Consider the following 16,381-nt stretch of genomic DNA (forward strand, 5'->3'; position numbering starts at 1 on the left):
CCTTCCTTCCATCCATGGTGACACCCAGCACCACATAGGCTGCTTTGGTCACGTACCGCCGGTCCTCCCGCACTTTGTAGTGAATGGCATCCATAAACACAAACGGATACAGCTTGCCCTGGGGCGTTACCAGCGTGTAGGAGCCGATGTGTCCGTGGTTGCAGTAGTCTTTGACACAGAACAGGCCGTCGTTGGAGGGCTTTGCATAGGGAAGTACATTCCCGGATGCCGTGCGATAGACAAACCGCTGTTCCAGCAGGAACCGGACAAAACGGCGCTCCGGCACAACCAGCTCTTTGGCGGTGGTGCGGAGATTGGTGCTCTGCTTCATGTCGATGAACAGGTCAAAAAAGGCGGCCTTGCCTTCCAACAGAGCGTTTTCCTCCCGCAGCACCGCATTTTCTTCACGCTCAGCTAACAGTTCGGAGCAGAGCTTCAGCAGCGTCTCCGGGGAAGTGGCCACTTATTTCAGTATGATTTTTCGGTTTGGAAAAGGATGAAAAAACCAGACTGAAAACCTCAAAACCCTTGATTCTACGGGGCTTTTCCGGTTTGTCGTAATTATACCGTAAGGGCATACGTTTGCCACTCAAATGTGCGAAGCGGATATAAATGTTAAGGCAATGCAAGACATCTTAGGTCATGCTGATGCAGAGACCACTATGAACATTTATGCAGATGCGACTCGTGAATTGAAATGCTCCGAAATGAATTCTCTTGACTCCTATTTCCATCATCTGTATAATGCCGTTTGAAGGTTACGACTGGTTACGACAAATTTACGACTAGTATCGTAGATTTTTGTAGAGTGGGGTAGGCTTACATAAATCCGAAGAGAATTAAACCTTTTGAAAATAGGGTTATGTAGGGTTATAATGAGTTATATACTAAAAGGGAGGATTTCCCCACCATGAAGCCTTTGGACTGAGCGATAGGACCTGGCGTTTCTGTCAAAGTGCAGACGGACCCGTGATCTGCGGATCACGGGTCCGCTTTTTCTCCCGTCTCCGGCCAATGTACCCCCGGGAACGCGGGCTTTGACATAAGAAAATTTTTGAAATAAAATGGAAACACCGGAACTTTTTGTCTTGCTTTCCGTCTAAAGGAATATGAAGACCGCCGTGCGAGATCAAACGAAAGGGGTTCCTGCAACATGAAGAAAAGACTGCTCGCCCTGTTCCTGTCGATGGCGCTGCTCTGCGCTTTGACGGTGCCTGCCGCCGCCCAGTCGGCGGACGACCGGCTGGCCGCCGTCACCGCGAAGGTGAAGGAGACACTGGACCTGGACACGGAGAAGTATCCAACGTTCTACGGCGACCTGTCAGAGGATATTCTGGCGCCCTCCTGGTATCTGGAGTGGACCGGGGATGACGGCGCCCTGTCCATCTCCGCGTCGGAGGACGGAAAGATCCTCAGCTACCATTTATATAATGAGGAGGCGCAGACCTGGGGGACCGGCGCCTTCGCGCCCTCCTTCCCGGCGGGGGATCAGGCCGCGGCCAAAGCGGCGGCACAGCGGTTCCTGGACCGGGTGCTGACCGGCGGCGAGACTGCCACCATGAAGGAGCGGACAGTGCGTCTGGGGGCGTCCTCCTACCGCTTTTACGGGGAGATCCTGCTGAATGGACTGCCCGCCGGGCTGTCCTATTCCATCGCCGTCCGGTGTGAGGACAACGTGGTCACCTCCTTCTCCCGGGACGATCTCAACGGCACCGTCATGGGCGGCGTGCCCTCGGCCAAAGCCAAGATCACCCAGGCGCAGGCCCGCACGGCCCTGCGGGACACCCTGACGCTGCGTCTGGAGTACGTGCTGCCCCAGGACGGCGGCAAGCAGGCGGTGCTGCGGTATCTGCCGGAGTCCGACGACGAATACTACGTGGACGCCGCCACCGGCGAGCTGGTGAACCTGACGGAGCTGTCCCGGGATGTGGAAAAGGGAGGCACGTACGGCGCGAACGCCGCGGCGGCCGCGGAGGATGCCGGAGAGGCTCCCGCGGCGGGCTCCCTGTCCCAGGCGGAGCAGCAGGGGGCGGAGAAGCTGAAGGGCGTCCTGAGCCGGGACGATCTGGACGCCAGGGCCCGGGCCATCTCCGCCCTGGGACTGGAGCAGTACACCCTCTCCGGCGCGGACTACACCGTGGCGCGGGACAGCGATGAGAGCGGAGAGACCCAGGTGACCGCCGCGCTGCGCTATGGACGGCAGGTGAACGGCACCTCCTGGCGGCGCACGGTGACGCTGGACGCCAGGACCGGCGAGCTGATCCGGGTCTACAGCTCCGCGTGGATGCCGGAGGAAGCCGTGGAGCGCACTGTTTCCCGGGACACCGCCCTGACTACCGCCCAGGCGTTTTTGAAGGATCAGTGCGGCCGGCAGTTCGGCGGGACGGCACTCTACGGAGACAACGACGCGCTGGAGGGACAGCGCACCGTCTCCCACTCCTTTACTTTTGCACAGAAGGTCAACGGGTACTTCTTCCCGGAGAACAGCATCCAGGTGGGGGTGGACGCCACCGACGGCTCCATCAGCCTGTATGAAAAGCAGTTCGATGACGCCGTGACCTTCGACAGCCCGGCGGGCATCCTCACGGCGGACCAGGCGCTGGACGCGTGGCTGGATACGTATACCGTGCAGCTGGAATACGTGATGGTCCCCGCGGCGGTGGACTACTCCAAGCCGGAGTACCAGCCGCTGGCGGATTACGGCGTCTCCTATCTCTATAAGCTGGTGTTGGGCTACCGGCTGGAGCGGCAGGACTATCTGCTGGGCATCGACGCCAAGACCGGACAGCCCGTCCGGCCCCGCTGGACACCGGAGGACCAGGGCATCACCTACGATGACCTCTCCGGTCACTGGGCTGGGGAGAAGATCGGGAAGCTGGCGAAATACGGCGTGGGCTACACCGGCGGCAGCTTCCAGCCCGACAAGGCCCTGACCCAGCTGGACCTGATGGCCCTGCTGGCCAGCACGGAGGGCTACCTGTACGACGGCACCCGGGAGGGCGCGGCGGATGAGCTGTACGAGTACGCCATCAGTCTGGGCCTGCTGCGACGGGAGGACCGGGCGGACGGCCGGGTCCTGACCCGCACGGAGACGGTGCGCTGCATTCTGGACGCCGTGGGCTACGGTCCCATCGCCCGGCTGGAGGGCATCTTCCGCACGAAGTTCACCGACGACGCCAGCATCCCCAGAGCGGATTACGGCTATGTGGCCCTGGCCCAGGGACTGGGCGTGGTGTCCGGCGACACCGCGGGCCGGTTCCGGCCCAACGCCAGTGCCACCCGGGCCCAGGCAGCGGTGATGCTCTGCAATCTGATGAGCCGCTGACGGCCGACTTCAAATACCGTTCTGCGGAAAACTCGGGAAGACCGGGCGGCATTTATGCTGTCCGGTCTTCCCGAGCGCAGTGCGGGCGGCGGAAGGAGATCCCTTCCAACCTCCGGGCCCGGTCCCTGTTTTCGGATTGTCTCCGTACAGCCGACATAAAAATCAAAACCTTCGGCTTGACAAGACGCAGGGATACACTTATTATAAGAAAGTATCTTCCGCCGTCTCTCCGCCATCCGTCGGGGGGACGGCTGGAATGCCCTTCGCCGTCCATTGAGCGGGAAGGGTGGACATGAGAGAAATCAGAGAGAAGAAAGACATAAGGGAGAAATTGGAATGGAGCGAATTACCAGCCGGCAGAATTCCCTGTGTACCCATCTACGCAGGCTGGCCGCTTCGGCGTCATACCGCCGCCAGTGCGGAGAATTTTTGTGCGACAGCCCGAAGCTGCTGCGGGAGGCCCTACTGTGGAAGGCGGACTCGCTGCGGACGGTGGTCTTTACAGAGGACGCGGAGCTTCCGGGGGAGCTGCCGGAGGGCATCCGGCTGGTAGAGGTGCCGGTGTCCGTCATGGAGTCCGTGTCCCCGGCCAAGACCCCCCAGGGGGTGCTGACGGTGTGCGCCATGCCGCCGGCGGAGCTGCCGGAACGGCTGGACGGCAAGCACTATGTGGTGCTGGACGGCGTGCAGGACCCGGGCAATGTGGGGACCATCCTGCGGACGGCGGACGCCTTCTGGGCGGACGGCGTGTTTCTGCTGAACGCCTGCGCGGACATCTACGGCCCCAAGACGGTGCGGGCCTCCATGGGCGCGGTGTTCCGCTGCCCGGTGTGGACCTGCGAGCCAAAGCGGCTGAAGGAACTGCTGGAGGCCAGCGATATCCCCCTGTACGGCGCGGCCCTGCGGGAGGACACCCGGGATGCCCGGGACGTGGATTACAGCCGGGCCGCCGTGGCCATCGGCAGCGAGGGACAGGGCCTGTCCCAGGCGTTGCTGGACGTGTGTACCCGGACAGTGAAGATCCCCATGAGCGTCCACTGCGAGTCGCTGAACGCGGCGGCTGCCGCGGCGGCGCTGCTGTGGGAGATGGCCCGGGGAGACGCCCTCAGCAGAAGCTGAGAACATTATCAGAGAGGCGGGGGAGACAATGGCGTCACTGAAATACTGGCTGTGGCTGGCGGAGCTGCCGGGCCTGCGGCGTCAGACCCGCACGGCGCTGCTGGAGTCCTTCGGCTCCCCGGAGAAGGCGTATTTCGCCGCGCCGGAGGAGGTACTGCTGACCAGGGGCATCACCCGGGAGCAGGCCGGCTGCCTGAAGGACAAAAGCCTGGAACGGGCGGAGCAGATCCTGGAGGACTGCCGCCGCCTGCACATCCGCATCCTCACCATTCAGGACGCGGACTATCCCCATCGCCTGAAGAACATTTATGATCCGCCCGCCGTCCTCTACGTCCGTGGGCAGCTGCCCGTGGTGGATGAGGAAGTGGCCGTGGCGGTGGTGGGCACCCGGAAGTGCACGCCCTACGGCATGTCTGCTGCCAACAAGCTCAGCGGACAGCTGGCCGCAGGCGGCGCACTGGTGGTGACGGGTCTGGCCCGGGGCATCGACTCCGCGGCGGCCAAGGGCGCCCTCCGCGCCGGAGGACGGGTCATCGGCGTGCTGGGCTGCGGAGTGGACGTGGTCTATCCGAAGGAGAACGGCTATCTCTATGAGGACGTGGCGGCGGCCGGCGCCCTGATCTCCGAGTATCCCCCCGGCACGGAGCCGGAGCGGCAGCATTTTCCCGTCCGCAACCGCATCATCTCCGGACTGTCCCTGGCCACGCTGGTGGTGGAGGCCCCGGAGGAGAGCGGCGCCCTCATCACCGCCTCCACGGCGCTGGAGCAGGGGAGAGACGTCTACGCCGTCCCCGGCCCCATCGACGCGCCAAACAGCGTGGGCTGCAACCGGCTGCTGCGGGACGGCGCGGGCCTTGCCGCCGAGGGCTGGGATATCCTGCGGGACTACGAGGGCCGTTATCCGGGCAAACTGCGCCGGGATCCCGCCCGGCGGGAGCCGGAGACGGTCCGGGGCTACCGGGGCCGGGAGGAACAGGCTCCGGCGAAGAAGCTGCCGCCGCTGCTGAGCCTGTCCGGCGACGGCGCGGGCCTGACGGACGATCAGATCGCCGTTCTGCGGACGCTGACAGAGGAGCCCATGCTGACGGACGATCTCACCGACGCCGCGGGCATCACCGCCCGGCGGATGCTGTCGGCCCTGACCATCCTGGAGATCGAGGGCTATGTGACCCAGCTCCCCGGCGGACGGTATATCCGGAACGTGGAACTGGCAGACTGAGAATCAGATTAGTATCAGAGGGAGACCCCGGTCTCCCTTCTGACTTTGGAGGTAACTATGGCAAAGCACAGTTTGGTGATCGTGGAGTCTCCCGCGAAAGCCAAAACCATCGGGAAGTATCTGGGGAAGGACTTTGAGGTGAAGGCCTGCATGGGCCACCTGCGGGATCTGCCGAAAAGCACGCTGGGCGTGGATCTGGAACACGATTTCGAGCCGGTCTACAAGCCCATCAAGGGCAAGGAGGACATCATCAGCGATCTGAAGAAGTCCGCCAAGTCCGCCGACATCGTCTATCTGGCCACCGACCCGGACCGGGAGGGAGAGGCCATTTCCTGGCACCTGAAGGCCCTGCTGGATCTGCCGGATGAGAAGTGCCGCCGGGTGACCTTCAACGAGATCACCAAGAAGGTGGTGCAGGAGAGCATCCAGGAGCCCCGTGCCATCGACCAGAACCTGGTGGACGCCCAGCAGGCCCGGCGCATCCTGGACCGCATCGTGGGCTACGAGCTGTCCCCGCTGCTGTGGAAGAAGATCCGCCGGGGCCTGTCCGCCGGACGGGTCCAGTCCGTGGCCACCCGCATGGTGGACGACCGGGAGCGGGAGATCGAGGAGTTCCAGCCCCAGGAGTACTGGACGCTGGACGCCAGCCTTCAGGGCGACGACGCCAAAAAGTCCGTGTTCTCCGCCCACTACCACGGAAAGGACGGCAAAAAGGCGGAGCTGAAGTCCGCGGAGGACGTGGACGCCGTGGTCCGGGAGACGGAGAACGCCGTGTTCGCCGTCAAGTCCGTAAAGCGGACGGATAAGCAGCGCAGCCCCTCTCCGCCCTTCACCACCTCCACCATGCAGCAGGAGGCGTCCAGAAAGCTGAGCATGACGCCCCGGCGCACCATGGCCATCGCCCAGCAGCTGTACGAGGGCGTGGACATCGAGGGCGAGGGCACCGTGGGCCTGATCACCTATATGCGTACCGACTCGCTGCGCCTCAGCGAGGAGGCCATCGCCGCCGCCCGGAGCTTCATCTCCAGCCGCTACGGCCAGGGCTACTGCCCGGCCCAGCCCCATCACTACAAGGCCAAGGCCAACGCCCAGGACGCCCACGAGGCCATCCGCCCCAGCAACGTGGAGCTGACACCGGAGATGGTGAAGAAGTCCCTCACCGGCGAGCAGTACCGCCTGTACCGGCTGGTATGGAGCCGCTTTGTGGCCTGCCAGATGGCCAACGCCGTGTACGACAGCGTCTCCGTGGAGATCGACGCCGCGGGCCACAGCTTCCGGGCCAGCTCCTCCAGCCTGAAATTCGCCGGCTACACCGCCGTCTATGAGGAGGGAAAGGACGAGGAGAAGGAGGAGAAGGAGTCCCCGCTGCCCAATCTCCAGGAGGGCGAGGTGCTGACCCTCCGGGAATTCAGCCGGGACCAGCACTTCACCCAGCCCCCCGCTCACTATACCGACGCCACCCTCATCCGCGCCATGGAGGAGCAGGGCATCGGCCGCCCCTCCACCTACGCCCCCACCGTGTCCACCATTCTGGACCGGGAGTACGTCCTCAAAGAGGGCAAATACCTGAAGATCACCAACCTGGGCCGTGTGGTCACGTCCCTGATGCGGGACAAATTCCCGGACATCGCGGACATGAAGTTCACCGCCAACATGGAGGGCCGCCTGGACGCCGTGGAGACGGGAGACACCCCCTGGAAGGAGGTCCTGCGGGACTTCTACGGGGAGTTCGACCGGGATCTCAAGCAGGCGGAGAAGGATCTGGAGGGCGTCCGCATCAAGGTGCCCGACGAGGTCAGCGAGGAGATCTGCCCGGAGTGCGGGCGGAATCTGGTGGTGAAGTCCGGCCGGTTCGGCCGCTTCCTGGCCTGCCCCGGCTATCCGGAGTGCAGCTTCACCATGCCGCTGGTGGTGGAGATGCCGGGCCGCTGCCCCAAGTGCGGCGGACGGATCATGAAGCGCACCGGCACCAGCAAGAAGACCGGCAAGCAGTACGCCTACTACTGCTGTGAGAACCGCAGCAGCCGGAACGAGGAGACCAAGTGCGACTTCCTCAGCTGGGACGTCCCCACCAAGGACGACTGCCCCGTCTGCGGCCACACCATGTTCAAGCGGGCGGGCAAGGGCTTCAAGAAGCCCTTCTGCATCAATCCGGAGTGCGCCAACTTCCTGCCGGAGGACAAACGGGGCTATCCGCCCCGGAAGACGGCGGAGGATCAGGGAGAGGCCCCCGCGGAACAGGCGGCCGCCCCGGCGGAGGAGACAGCGGAGGAGCCGAAGCAGGCCAAAAAGCCCACGGCAAAGAAGACCGCGGCCAAAAAGACGGCGACCAAAACGTCTGCAACGTCTGCGGCGAAAAAGACGACCGATGCCAAAAAAGCAACAACTGTCAAAAAGACCGTGGCCGTAAAGAAGACCGCCGCCAAGAAGGCTGCGGAGAAGACGGAGAGCTAAACCTCCCGGGCCACGGACCAGGCGGCCTGAAACATGGCCTCCAGCTCCAGGTCCCGCTGCTCCATCAGGGCGTCGGAGAGCCTGTCCAGCCGTTCCCGCTGGGGCTGGGGCAGCTCCCCCTGGAGGGCGTTCAGAAGCGCCTCCGCCAGGGAGTCCGCCTCAGCGTAATCGCGGCCCGTCAGAAAGGCGGTAAAGCGGTTTTCCAGGGTATAATTGTAGAGGGCCTGCATGGTGCCGGTCATAAAACCATCTCCAAATATCGCAGTTTAACTTCGTGTTTATGATACACGAAGTTAAACTGCGTGTCAAGAGGAGCCGTATGAAAATTTTTGCACAACGGATCAAGGAACTGCGCAAAGAGAAAAAGAAGACACAAGTGGAAATAGCCGCGATTTTTGAGATCAGTGTCCGGCAGTATCAGAATTACGAGGGCGGGATCAACTATCCCGACGTGGCCGGACTCATCAGAATCGCGGACTACTTCGGCGTGACCACGGACTATCTGCTGGGACGCAGCGACAGGAGGGATTGAAGGGATGAAAGTGACAGTGATCGGCGCCGGATTGGCGGGCAGCGAATGCGCCTGGCAGCTGGCACAGCGGGGCATTCAGGTGGATCTGCGGGAGATGAAGCCCCGGAAGCGCACGCCCGCCCATGTCACCGACGACTTCGCGGAGCTGTGCTGCTCCAACTCCCTGCGCTCCGACCAGCTGGAGAACGCCGTGGGGCTGCTGAAGGAGGAGCTGCGCCGTCTGGACAGTCTGATCCTGTCCTGCGCCGACGCCACCCGCGTGGAGGCCGGCGGCGCCCTGGCGGTGGACCGCCACGGCTTTGCCAGAATGGTGACGGAGAAGATCCGCTCCCATCCCAACATCACCGTGACGGAGGGCGAGGTGACGGACATCCCGGCGGAGGGCGACGTGGTGGTGGCCTCCGGCCCCCTGACCTCCGACGCCCTGGCGGACAGGCTCCAGTCCCTGCTGGGAGAGGAGACGGCCCTCCACTTCTACGACGCGGCGGCGCCTCTGGTGTCCGCCGCCAGCGTGGACATGGACAAGGCGTGGATGGGCTCCCGCTACGACCGTGGGACGGCGGATTATGTCAACTGCCCCATGACGGAGGCGGAGTACGACGCCTTCTGGAACGCCCTGACCACCGCCCAGGAGGCGGAGGTCCACGGCTTTGAGGACAAGATGGTCTTCGAGGGCTGCATGCCCGTGGAGGTGATGGCCCGCCGTGGCCACGACACCCTGTGCTACGGCCCCCTGAAGCCCCGGGGATTGAAGGACCCCCGGACGGGGAAGGAGCCCTACGCCGTGGTGCAGCTCCGCCGGGACAATTCCGACGGCACCGTGTACAATCTGGTGGGCTTCCAGACCCATCTGCGGTTCCCGGAGCAGCGGCGGGTGTTCTCCATGATCCCCGCCCTCCACGACGCGGAGTTCCTGCGCTACGGCGTCATGCACCGCAACACCTTCCTGGACTCCCCCCGGCTGCTGGACCGGTACTACCGGCTGAAAAGCGACCCCCGCATCTCCTTCGCCGGGCAGATGACCGGCGTGGAGGGCTACGTGGAGTCCGCCGCCAGCGGCTTCCTGGTGGGCGTGGAGACGGCCCGGCGGCTGCTGGGCCGGCCGCCGGTGGACTTCCCCCGGGAGACGGCCATCGGCGCTCTCGGGCTGTATATCTCCAACCGGTCGGTGACGGTGTTCCAGCCCATGAACATCAACTTCGGCATCATCCCGCCTCTGGATCACCGGGTGAAGGGAAAGAGAAATAAAAACGCCGAGCTGTCGGCCCGGGCGCTGGCTATCATCGACGGATTGAAGGAGGAAATACTGCCATGAAGATCATCGTAGATGCCATGGGCGGCGACAACGCCCCCCAGGCTATCGTACAGGGCGCGCTGGACGCGGCCAAGGGTCTGGGCGTGAATGTCCTGCTGGTGGGCCGGACGGAGGAGATCCTCCGGGCCGTGGAGGCCTGCGGCGAGAAGACGCTGCCCGCCGGTGTGGAGATCCACAACGCCACGCAGGTGGTGGAGATCGCCGATGATCCGGCCTTCGCCTTCAAGCAGAAGAAGGACTCCTCCCTGACGGTGGGCCTGAACCTGCTGCGGGACGGCGCTGGAGACGCCTTCGTCTCCGCCGGTTCCACCGGCGCGCTGCTGTCCGGCGCCACGCTGGTGGCCAAGCGCATCCGGGGCATCCGCCGGGCGGCCATGGCCCCCCAGGTGCCCTGCCTGGACGGCCACTTCGTGCTGTGCGACTGCGGCGCCAACGCCGAGTGTACGGCGGAGTATCTGCTGCAGTTCGCCTATCTGGGCAGCTTCTACGCCAAGCGGATGATGGGCATTGAGAATCCCCGGGTGGCACTGCTGAACATCGGCGCCGAGGAAGAGAAGGGCGACGCCCTGCGCCATGAGGCCTACGCCGTGCTGAAGGCCGCCGGTGAGGCGGGACGGGTGAATTTCACCGGCAACATCGAGGCCACGGACGCCATGCTGGGCGGCGCGGACGTGGTGGTGGCCGACGGCTTCACCGGAAACGTCATGCTCAAGAGCATGGAGGGCACCGCCAAGTTCCTGAGCAAGGAACTGAAGAAGCTGTTCCTGTCCGGCACGAAGACCAAACTGGCGGCGCTGCTGGTGAAGAACGATCTGGATGATTTCAAGAAGCTGATGGACCCCAGCGAGATCGGCGGCACGCCCTTCCTGGGCATCTCCAAGCCGGTGATCAAGGCCCACGGCTCCTCGGACGCCAGAGCCATTTACAACGCCGTCCGGCAGGCCCGGAACTTTGCGGCCAGCGGCTTCATCCAGGACATCGAGGCCAATATCGAATACATGAAAGTGACGACTTCTTCGGAAAAAGCCTGATTCCCTATTGACAGCGCGGCGGAGATTGCCGTATGATACCGTCAATAGGGAAGGCGGCATTGGAAAATGCCCCTGAGAAATCCAATGATCCCGTTAAGGAGTGAACAGAGCACATGTCAATCGAGGAAGTATTTCAGACAATGCAGGAACTGGTGGCGGAGCAGTTCGCCAAGGAGCCGGAGGAAGTCACCATGAGCACCTCGTTCGAGGATGATCTGGGCGCAGATTCCGTGGACTTGGTGGAGTTGGTCATGGCCATGGAGGAGGAGTTCGATGTGGGTGAACTCCAGGAAGAGGAACTGTCGGGCATCCGGACCGTGGGCGATGCCGTGCGCTGCATTGCCGGAAAGATCAGCGAGTGAATTATGGGCGGAGGACGCTTCGCCGCCGGCGAAGCGTCCTTCTGTTTTGCCCTCCGCTGTGGAGGACGTGACAGGGCATCGGAACAGACGGCGAAGCATATCATGCCTGCTGTCAAAGGCGCAATGTCCGAGATCGCACGGTCCTCTCCGCCGGATGTTCCGGCATTTTCCGGGGCCGGAGAAAAATTGGTATTGCAGAGGCGTCCCGCCATCCGCGGGGCGCCTTGTCAGAAAGGACGCATCATGGAGGGTCTGGAACAAAAACTGAATTATACGTTTCGGGACAGGCAGCTGCTCAGCGAGGCGCTGAATCACAGCTCCTATGCCAACGAGCACCGGAACGCTCACATCAGGAGCAACGAGCGGCTGGAGTTTCTGGGGGACTCCGTACTGGGCTTTGTGACAGCGGAATTTCTGTTCATCCAGCATCCGGACCTGCCGGAGGGCGACCTGACCCGCATCCGGGCGGCGCTGGTGTGCGAACAGAGCCTCTATGAGGTGGCGCAGAAGCTGGAGCTGGGCAAATACCTGAAGCTGGGCAAGGGCGAAGAGGCCGGCGGCGGCCGCACCCGGACATCCATCCTGGCGGACGCCACGGAGGCGGTGTTCGCCGCCGTGTATCTGGATGGCGGCATGGCCGCCGCGTCGTCCCTGATCCACCGCGTCCTGCTGGAGGCGGAGAAGGAGGAGACCGTGGAGGAGCGCCGGAAGGACTACAAGACGGCGCTGCAGGAGCTGGTCCAGCGCCAGGCCAACCAGGACCTGACCTACCGCATGGCGGGGGAGACCGGTCCGGATCACAACAAGACTTTCGTGGCGGAGGTGCTGCTGAACGGCGAGCTCATTGGCACCGGCACCGGTCACAGTAAGAAGGAAGCGGAGCAGGACGCCGCCGGTGCGGCGCTGGCAAAGCTGACGGGAAAGAATTGACAAAGAGGAGGACCGTCCTTGGGGCGGCCCTCTTTTTTTGCCGTCCTGGGCGTCCGCGGAAATAGCACTGGAATTTGACATGGAACCGTGCTATACTGAAACTACTCTTGGCCTGCCGGGAGCAAGTATACGAAATTAGGAGCGTGAGACTGTGTCTCTGTTGTCATCCATTGTTTTAGGGCTGGTCCAGGGACTGGCCGAATTTCTGCCCATCTCCAGCTCCGGCCATCTGGCCATCGCGGAGCGTCTGCTGAGCTCCTTCCACGCGGCGGATATCCCGGCGTTTTTCGACGTGCTGCTGCATCTGGGCACGCTGGTGGCGGTGTTCATCGCCTATTGGGGAGAGATCCGGGATATGATCGTGGAGTTCTTCCGGGGCGTGGGCGATCTGATCCACGGAACCACCCCTGCGCCGGTGCCTCCGGCCCGGCGGCTGATCCTGCTGATTATCGTGGGCACGCTGCCGCTGTTTGCCATCCTGCCCATCAAGGACACCATCGAGGGCCTGTCCGACAATCTGCTGTTTGTGGGCGCGGCGCTGCTGTTCACCGGCTGCCTGCTGTATGCCAGCGACCGGGTCCGGAAGGGACGCAAGACGGAGCGGAACGCCACCATGCTGGACGTTCTGCTGGTGGGCGTGGCACAGGCCGTGGCCACCTGCCCCGGCATCTCCCGCTCCGGCACCACCATCACCGCCGGCTGCTTCCGCGGCTTTGACCGCAAATTCGCCGTGCGCTACTCCTTCCTGATGTCCATTCCCGCCGTTCTGGGCGCCAACATCCTGAGCCTGAAGGACGCGGTGGAGACGGGCATCATCTGGGCCGACGTGCCTGTTTACATCGTGGGCGTTGTGGTAGCGGCCGTCTCCGGCTACTTCTGCATCCGCCTGCTGAAGATGATCGCGGACAAGGGAAAATTCGGCTGGTTCGCGTATTACTGCTGGGCCATCGGCGCGCTGACGCTGGGATTGAACATCCTGGGCTGAGACACGGGCCGGATTTTCCCAGGCACGCCAAAGGCGTGCCCACCGCGGCAGCGGCGTGACAGAATCCGGCGCTTCCCATGGACCGAAGGTCCACGCGAAGAAATTCGGCTGGTTCGCGTATTACTGCTGGGCCATCGGCGCACTGACGCTGGTCCTGAACATCCTGGGCTGAGACGCGGGCCGGATTTTCCTGCCGGATCTGCGCTCCGGATAACATCCACAACGCATCACTGAAGATGGAGGTATCACTGTGGCAACGACCACTTCCAAAAAGACCACAACGAAAAAGACCACATCCACATCCGCCAAAGGTTCCAGCCGCGGCGGCTCCCGGAGCGGGAAGAATACCCAGCCGGAGAAGCGGCCCATCCGCCGGGAGGTATGGGGCATTGTGCTACTGGTGCTGACCCTCTGCGTGGGCGTGAGTTACTTTGGGATTTCCGCGCTGTTCATCGACTGGTTCGCCATGCTGCTGAAGGGGCTTCTGGGCTACGGCTATTGGCTGGCGGGGCCAGCGCTGCTGCTGTCGGCCATGATCCTGCTGTTCCACCACGGACGGCCTGTGACGCTGCGGGTGACCTGCTCCCTGATGCTGCCGGTGCTGTTCGGCGCACTGGGACACATGGTACTGTGCGGAGAGACCTACTCTGCCTCGCCCACCATCCTGACATACCTGTGGTCCGACGGCGTCGCCATGGAGAGCGGCGGCGCACTGGCCGGGCTTCTGGCGGAGGGCTCCGTGGCGGTGTTCTCCAAGATCGCCTCCATCATCCTCTTCACGGCGCTGTTCGCGGTGCTGGCTATGGTGGCGCTGCGGCTGACGGTGGGGGCCATCATCGAAAAGAGCCGGAACCGTCCCCGTTATGAGGAGGAGCCGGACTATCCCGCCGAGCCCGCCATCCGCATGGTGCCCATTGAGGAGCCCAAGCGGCCCGCCCAGACCAACAAGCCCAAGCCCGTCATCGACATCCCCCTGGACGGGGAGGAGCCCGCAGCGCCTGCCAAAAAGCCGGGCCTGTTCACCGGCTTCTTCCGCCATAAATCCGAGCAGATGCGCACTCCGGATCAGGTCCTGTCGGAGACGCCGGCGGTGCCTCCTGTCACCGCTCCTGCTGCACCGGCCGCTCCGGCTGAGGAAGCGCCCATTGTGGTCCGGGCGTCCACCATCACGAAGGCGCCGCCCACCGCGGCGGAGGAGCCTGTCCCAGCCATGGAGCAGCGCACACCGGCACCGGCACCGGCCATCCCGGCGGCAGCGCCTGCTGTTCAGGCACCTGCCGAGAGCAAAAAGAAGAACGCCGCCGAGCTGGCGGCCGCCACCGCCGCCGTCACGGAGGAGATCGAACAGAAGGCGGCCATGGAAGGGGACGAGGTCTATCAGTATCCCCCCATCACGCTGCTGAGCGAGAACCGGGGCGGCAACTACGCTGAGGCGGGGGCTGAACTGCGGAACAACTCCCGCCGTCTGGCGGAGACGCTGGCCAGCTTCGGCGTGGACGCCACGGCGGGCGAGGTGATCCACGGCCCCTCCGTCACCCGGTATGAGTTCGTGCTGGACCAGGGCGTCAAACTCAGCAAGATCACCAATCTGGCAGACGACATCGCCCTGGCGCTGGGCGCCACCGGCGTCCGCATCGCCCCCATTCCGGACAAGATCTCCGTGGTGGGCATTGAGGTGCCCAACAAGCAGGTGACGCCGGTGCTGATCCGGGACGTCATCGAGTCCCGGGCCTTCACGGAGCACAAGTCCAACGTGGCCTTCGCCGTGGGCAAGGACATCAGCGGCAGCTGCGTGGTGGGCAACATCGGCAAGCTTCCCCATGTGCTCATCGCCGGTACCACCGGCTCCGGCAAATCTGTCTGTACCAACTCCCTCATCGTCAGCCTGATCTACAAGTCCTCCCCGGAGGACGTGCGGTTCATCATGGTGGACCCCAAAATGGTAGAGCTGGCGCCCTATAACGGCATCCCCCACCTGCTGATCCCGGTGGTGACGGACCCGAAAAAAGCTGCCGGCGCCCTCCAGTGGGCGGTGTACGAGATGATGAAGCGCTATAAGCTGTTCTCGGAACACAACGTCAAGGACCTGGCGGGCTACAACGCCCTGGCCAAGACCACCGACGAGTTGGAGCACATGCCCTCCGTGGTGGTGGTCATCGACGAGCTGGCGGACCTGATGCTGGTGGCGGCGAAAGAGGTGGAGGAGTCCATCTGCCGGGTGGCCCAGATGGGCCGCGCCGCCGGCGTCCATCTGGTCATCGCCACCCAGCGGCCCTCTTCCGACGTGATCACCGGCCTGATGAAGGCCAACATCCCCTCCCGCATCGCCTTCGCCGTGGCGTCTTCTCTGGAGTCCCGCATCATTCTGGATACCACCGGCGCGGAGAAGCTGGTGGGCAAGGGCGACATGCTCTACGCCCCGCTGGGCGCCGGAAAGCCCATCCGCGTCCAGGGCTGCTTCATCTCCCCGGAGGAGATCGAGCAGGTGGTGGCTTTCGTCAAGCAGAACGGCGAGACGCAGTACGACGACGAGGTCATCGCCAAGATCGAGGAATCCGTCCAGGAGAAGGAAAAGGGCGGAAAGGGCGGCGGCGCAGCTGCCGCGTCCCAGGATGTCTCCGCCGACGAGGGCGACGAGCTGCTGCCCGCCGCCGTGGATGTGGTGCTGGAGACGGGACAGGCCTCCGTGTCCATGCTCCAGCGGCGCCTGAAGCTGGGCTACTCCCGGGCCGCCCGTCTGGTGGACCAGATGGAGGAGCGGGGCATCGTAGGACCCTTTGAGGGCTCCAAGCCCAGGCAGCTCCTCATCACCAAGGAGAAGTGGGAGGAGATGAAGATGGGCGACATCATGTCTGCTCAGCCCCCTGCCGACGCCGGAATGGACGGGGAATAAGCGGGGAAGCGGCTCCGGGAATCGTCCCGCCCCGGAAACATTGCGGAGACGGGAAAATTTTTTCCGCTCCCATCCGTCTGAACCCATCGAACAGCCTGCCGAAAAGTCTGGCTTTCCGGCAGGCTGAAATATATTGGAAAGGGGCGGCACTCCAGTGAAAAAGCGGAGGCCACGCAGGATAAAAGAGCCGTATCAGACGGCTGAAAAACCGGAAGA

At 63.6% G+C, this 16,381-nt stretch carries 12 protein-coding genes and 3 pseudogenes; 12 read left to right on the top strand and 3 right to left on the bottom strand.

What is annotated here, in order from left to right:
• Both ACTNBU_RS01400 and ACTNBU_RS01405 read right to left on the bottom strand, forming a co-directional pair.
• Window positions 1-124, bottom strand: a pseudogene (locus ACTNBU_RS01400) (transposase); the annotation flags it as partial.
• Window positions 125-166: 42 nt separating this feature from the next.
• Window positions 167-331, bottom strand: a pseudogene (locus tag ACTNBU_RS01405) (phage antirepressor KilAC domain-containing protein); the annotation flags it as partial.
• Between the two features lie 256 nt (window positions 332-587).
• On the opposite strand from ACTNBU_RS01405, the pseudogene ACTNBU_RS01410 reads away from it, so the two are divergent.
• From ACTNBU_RS01410 to topA, 5 genes and pseudogenes are all read left to right on the top strand, one after another.
• A pseudogene (locus tag ACTNBU_RS01410) lies at window positions 588-755 on the top strand (site-specific integrase); the annotation flags it as partial.
• 398 nt (window positions 756-1,153) lie between these two features.
• Window positions 1,154-3,325 carry an S-layer homology domain-containing protein gene (locus ACTNBU_RS01415; protein ID WP_441029969.1) on the top strand — a complete coding sequence of 724 codons (2,172 nt, stop codon included), beginning with the start codon at window positions 1,154-1,156 and terminating at the stop codon, window positions 3,323-3,325.
• Window positions 3,326-3,661: 336 nt separating this feature from the next.
• A complete protein-coding gene (locus ACTNBU_RS01420; protein WP_441029971.1) occupies window positions 3,662-4,444 on the top strand; it encodes a TrmH family RNA methyltransferase in 783 nt (260 codons plus the stop codon).
• Between the two features lie 28 nt (window positions 4,445-4,472).
• Window positions 4,473-5,663, top strand: a complete 1,191-nt coding sequence (gene dprA / locus ACTNBU_RS01425; protein ID WP_441029973.1) for a DNA-processing protein DprA — start codon at window positions 4,473-4,475, stop codon at window positions 5,661-5,663.
• Between the two features lie 57 nt (window positions 5,664-5,720).
• Window positions 5,721-8,117, top strand: a complete 2,397-nt coding sequence (gene topA, locus ACTNBU_RS01430; protein ID WP_441029975.1) for a type I DNA topoisomerase — start codon at window positions 5,721-5,723, stop codon at window positions 8,115-8,117.
• Here topA and ACTNBU_RS01435 read toward each other — a convergent pair.
• On the bottom strand, window positions 8,114-8,359 hold the full coding sequence (locus ACTNBU_RS01435) for a hypothetical protein (RefSeq protein WP_441029977.1): 246 nt from the start codon (window positions 8,357-8,359) through the stop codon (window positions 8,114-8,116). The genes topA and ACTNBU_RS01435 overlap by 4 nt on opposite strands.
• Window positions 8,360-8,436: 77 nt before the next feature.
• On the opposite strand from ACTNBU_RS01435, the gene ACTNBU_RS01440 reads away from it, so the two are divergent.
• The 7 genes from ACTNBU_RS01440 (at window position 8,437) to ACTNBU_RS01470 (ending at window position 16,165) form a co-directional block, all read left to right on the top strand.
• Window positions 8,437-8,649 carry a helix-turn-helix domain-containing protein gene (locus tag ACTNBU_RS01440; protein ID WP_441029979.1) on the top strand — a complete coding sequence of 71 codons (213 nt, stop codon included), beginning with the start codon at window positions 8,437-8,439 and terminating at the stop codon, window positions 8,647-8,649.
• A 4-nt stretch (window positions 8,650-8,653) separates the two neighbouring features.
• Window positions 8,654-9,964, top strand: a complete 1,311-nt coding sequence (trmFO, locus tag ACTNBU_RS01445) for a methylenetetrahydrofolate--tRNA-(uracil(54)-C(5))-methyltransferase (FADH(2)-oxidizing) TrmFO (RefSeq protein ID WP_441029981.1) — start codon at window positions 8,654-8,656, stop codon at window positions 9,962-9,964.
• On the top strand, window positions 9,961-10,995 hold the full coding sequence (gene plsX, locus ACTNBU_RS01450; RefSeq protein WP_441029983.1) for a phosphate acyltransferase PlsX: 1,035 nt from the start codon (window positions 9,961-9,963) through the stop codon (window positions 10,993-10,995). The genes trmFO and plsX overlap by 4 nt, the downstream gene beginning before the upstream one ends.
• Before the next feature lie 113 nt (window positions 10,996-11,108).
• Window positions 11,109-11,357: an acyl carrier protein gene (acpP, locus tag ACTNBU_RS01455; protein WP_441029985.1), complete on the top strand. Its 249-nt coding sequence runs from the start codon at window positions 11,109-11,111 to the stop codon at window positions 11,355-11,357.
• Window positions 11,358-11,600: 243 nt separating this feature from the next.
• Window positions 11,601-12,287 carry a ribonuclease III gene (gene rnc / locus ACTNBU_RS01460; RefSeq protein ID WP_441029987.1) on the top strand — a complete coding sequence of 229 codons (687 nt, stop codon included), beginning with the start codon at window positions 11,601-11,603 and terminating at the stop codon, window positions 12,285-12,287.
• Window positions 12,288-12,438: 151 nt separating this feature from the next.
• A complete protein-coding gene (locus tag ACTNBU_RS01465; protein ID WP_441029989.1) occupies window positions 12,439-13,272 on the top strand; it encodes an undecaprenyl-diphosphate phosphatase in 834 nt (277 codons plus the stop codon).
• Window positions 13,273-13,522: 250 nt separating this feature from the next.
• Window positions 13,523-16,165 carry a DNA translocase FtsK gene (locus ACTNBU_RS01470; protein ID WP_441029991.1) on the top strand — a complete coding sequence of 881 codons (2,643 nt, stop codon included), beginning with the start codon at window positions 13,523-13,525 and terminating at the stop codon, window positions 16,163-16,165.
• Window positions 16,166-16,381 lie beyond the last annotated feature (216 nt).

Origin of the sequence: Dysosmobacter sp. HCP28S3_G4 (genome assembly GCF_052065175.1) — a bacterium.
Taxonomy (GTDB): Bacteria; Bacillota; Clostridia; order Oscillospirales; family Oscillospiraceae; genus Oscillibacter.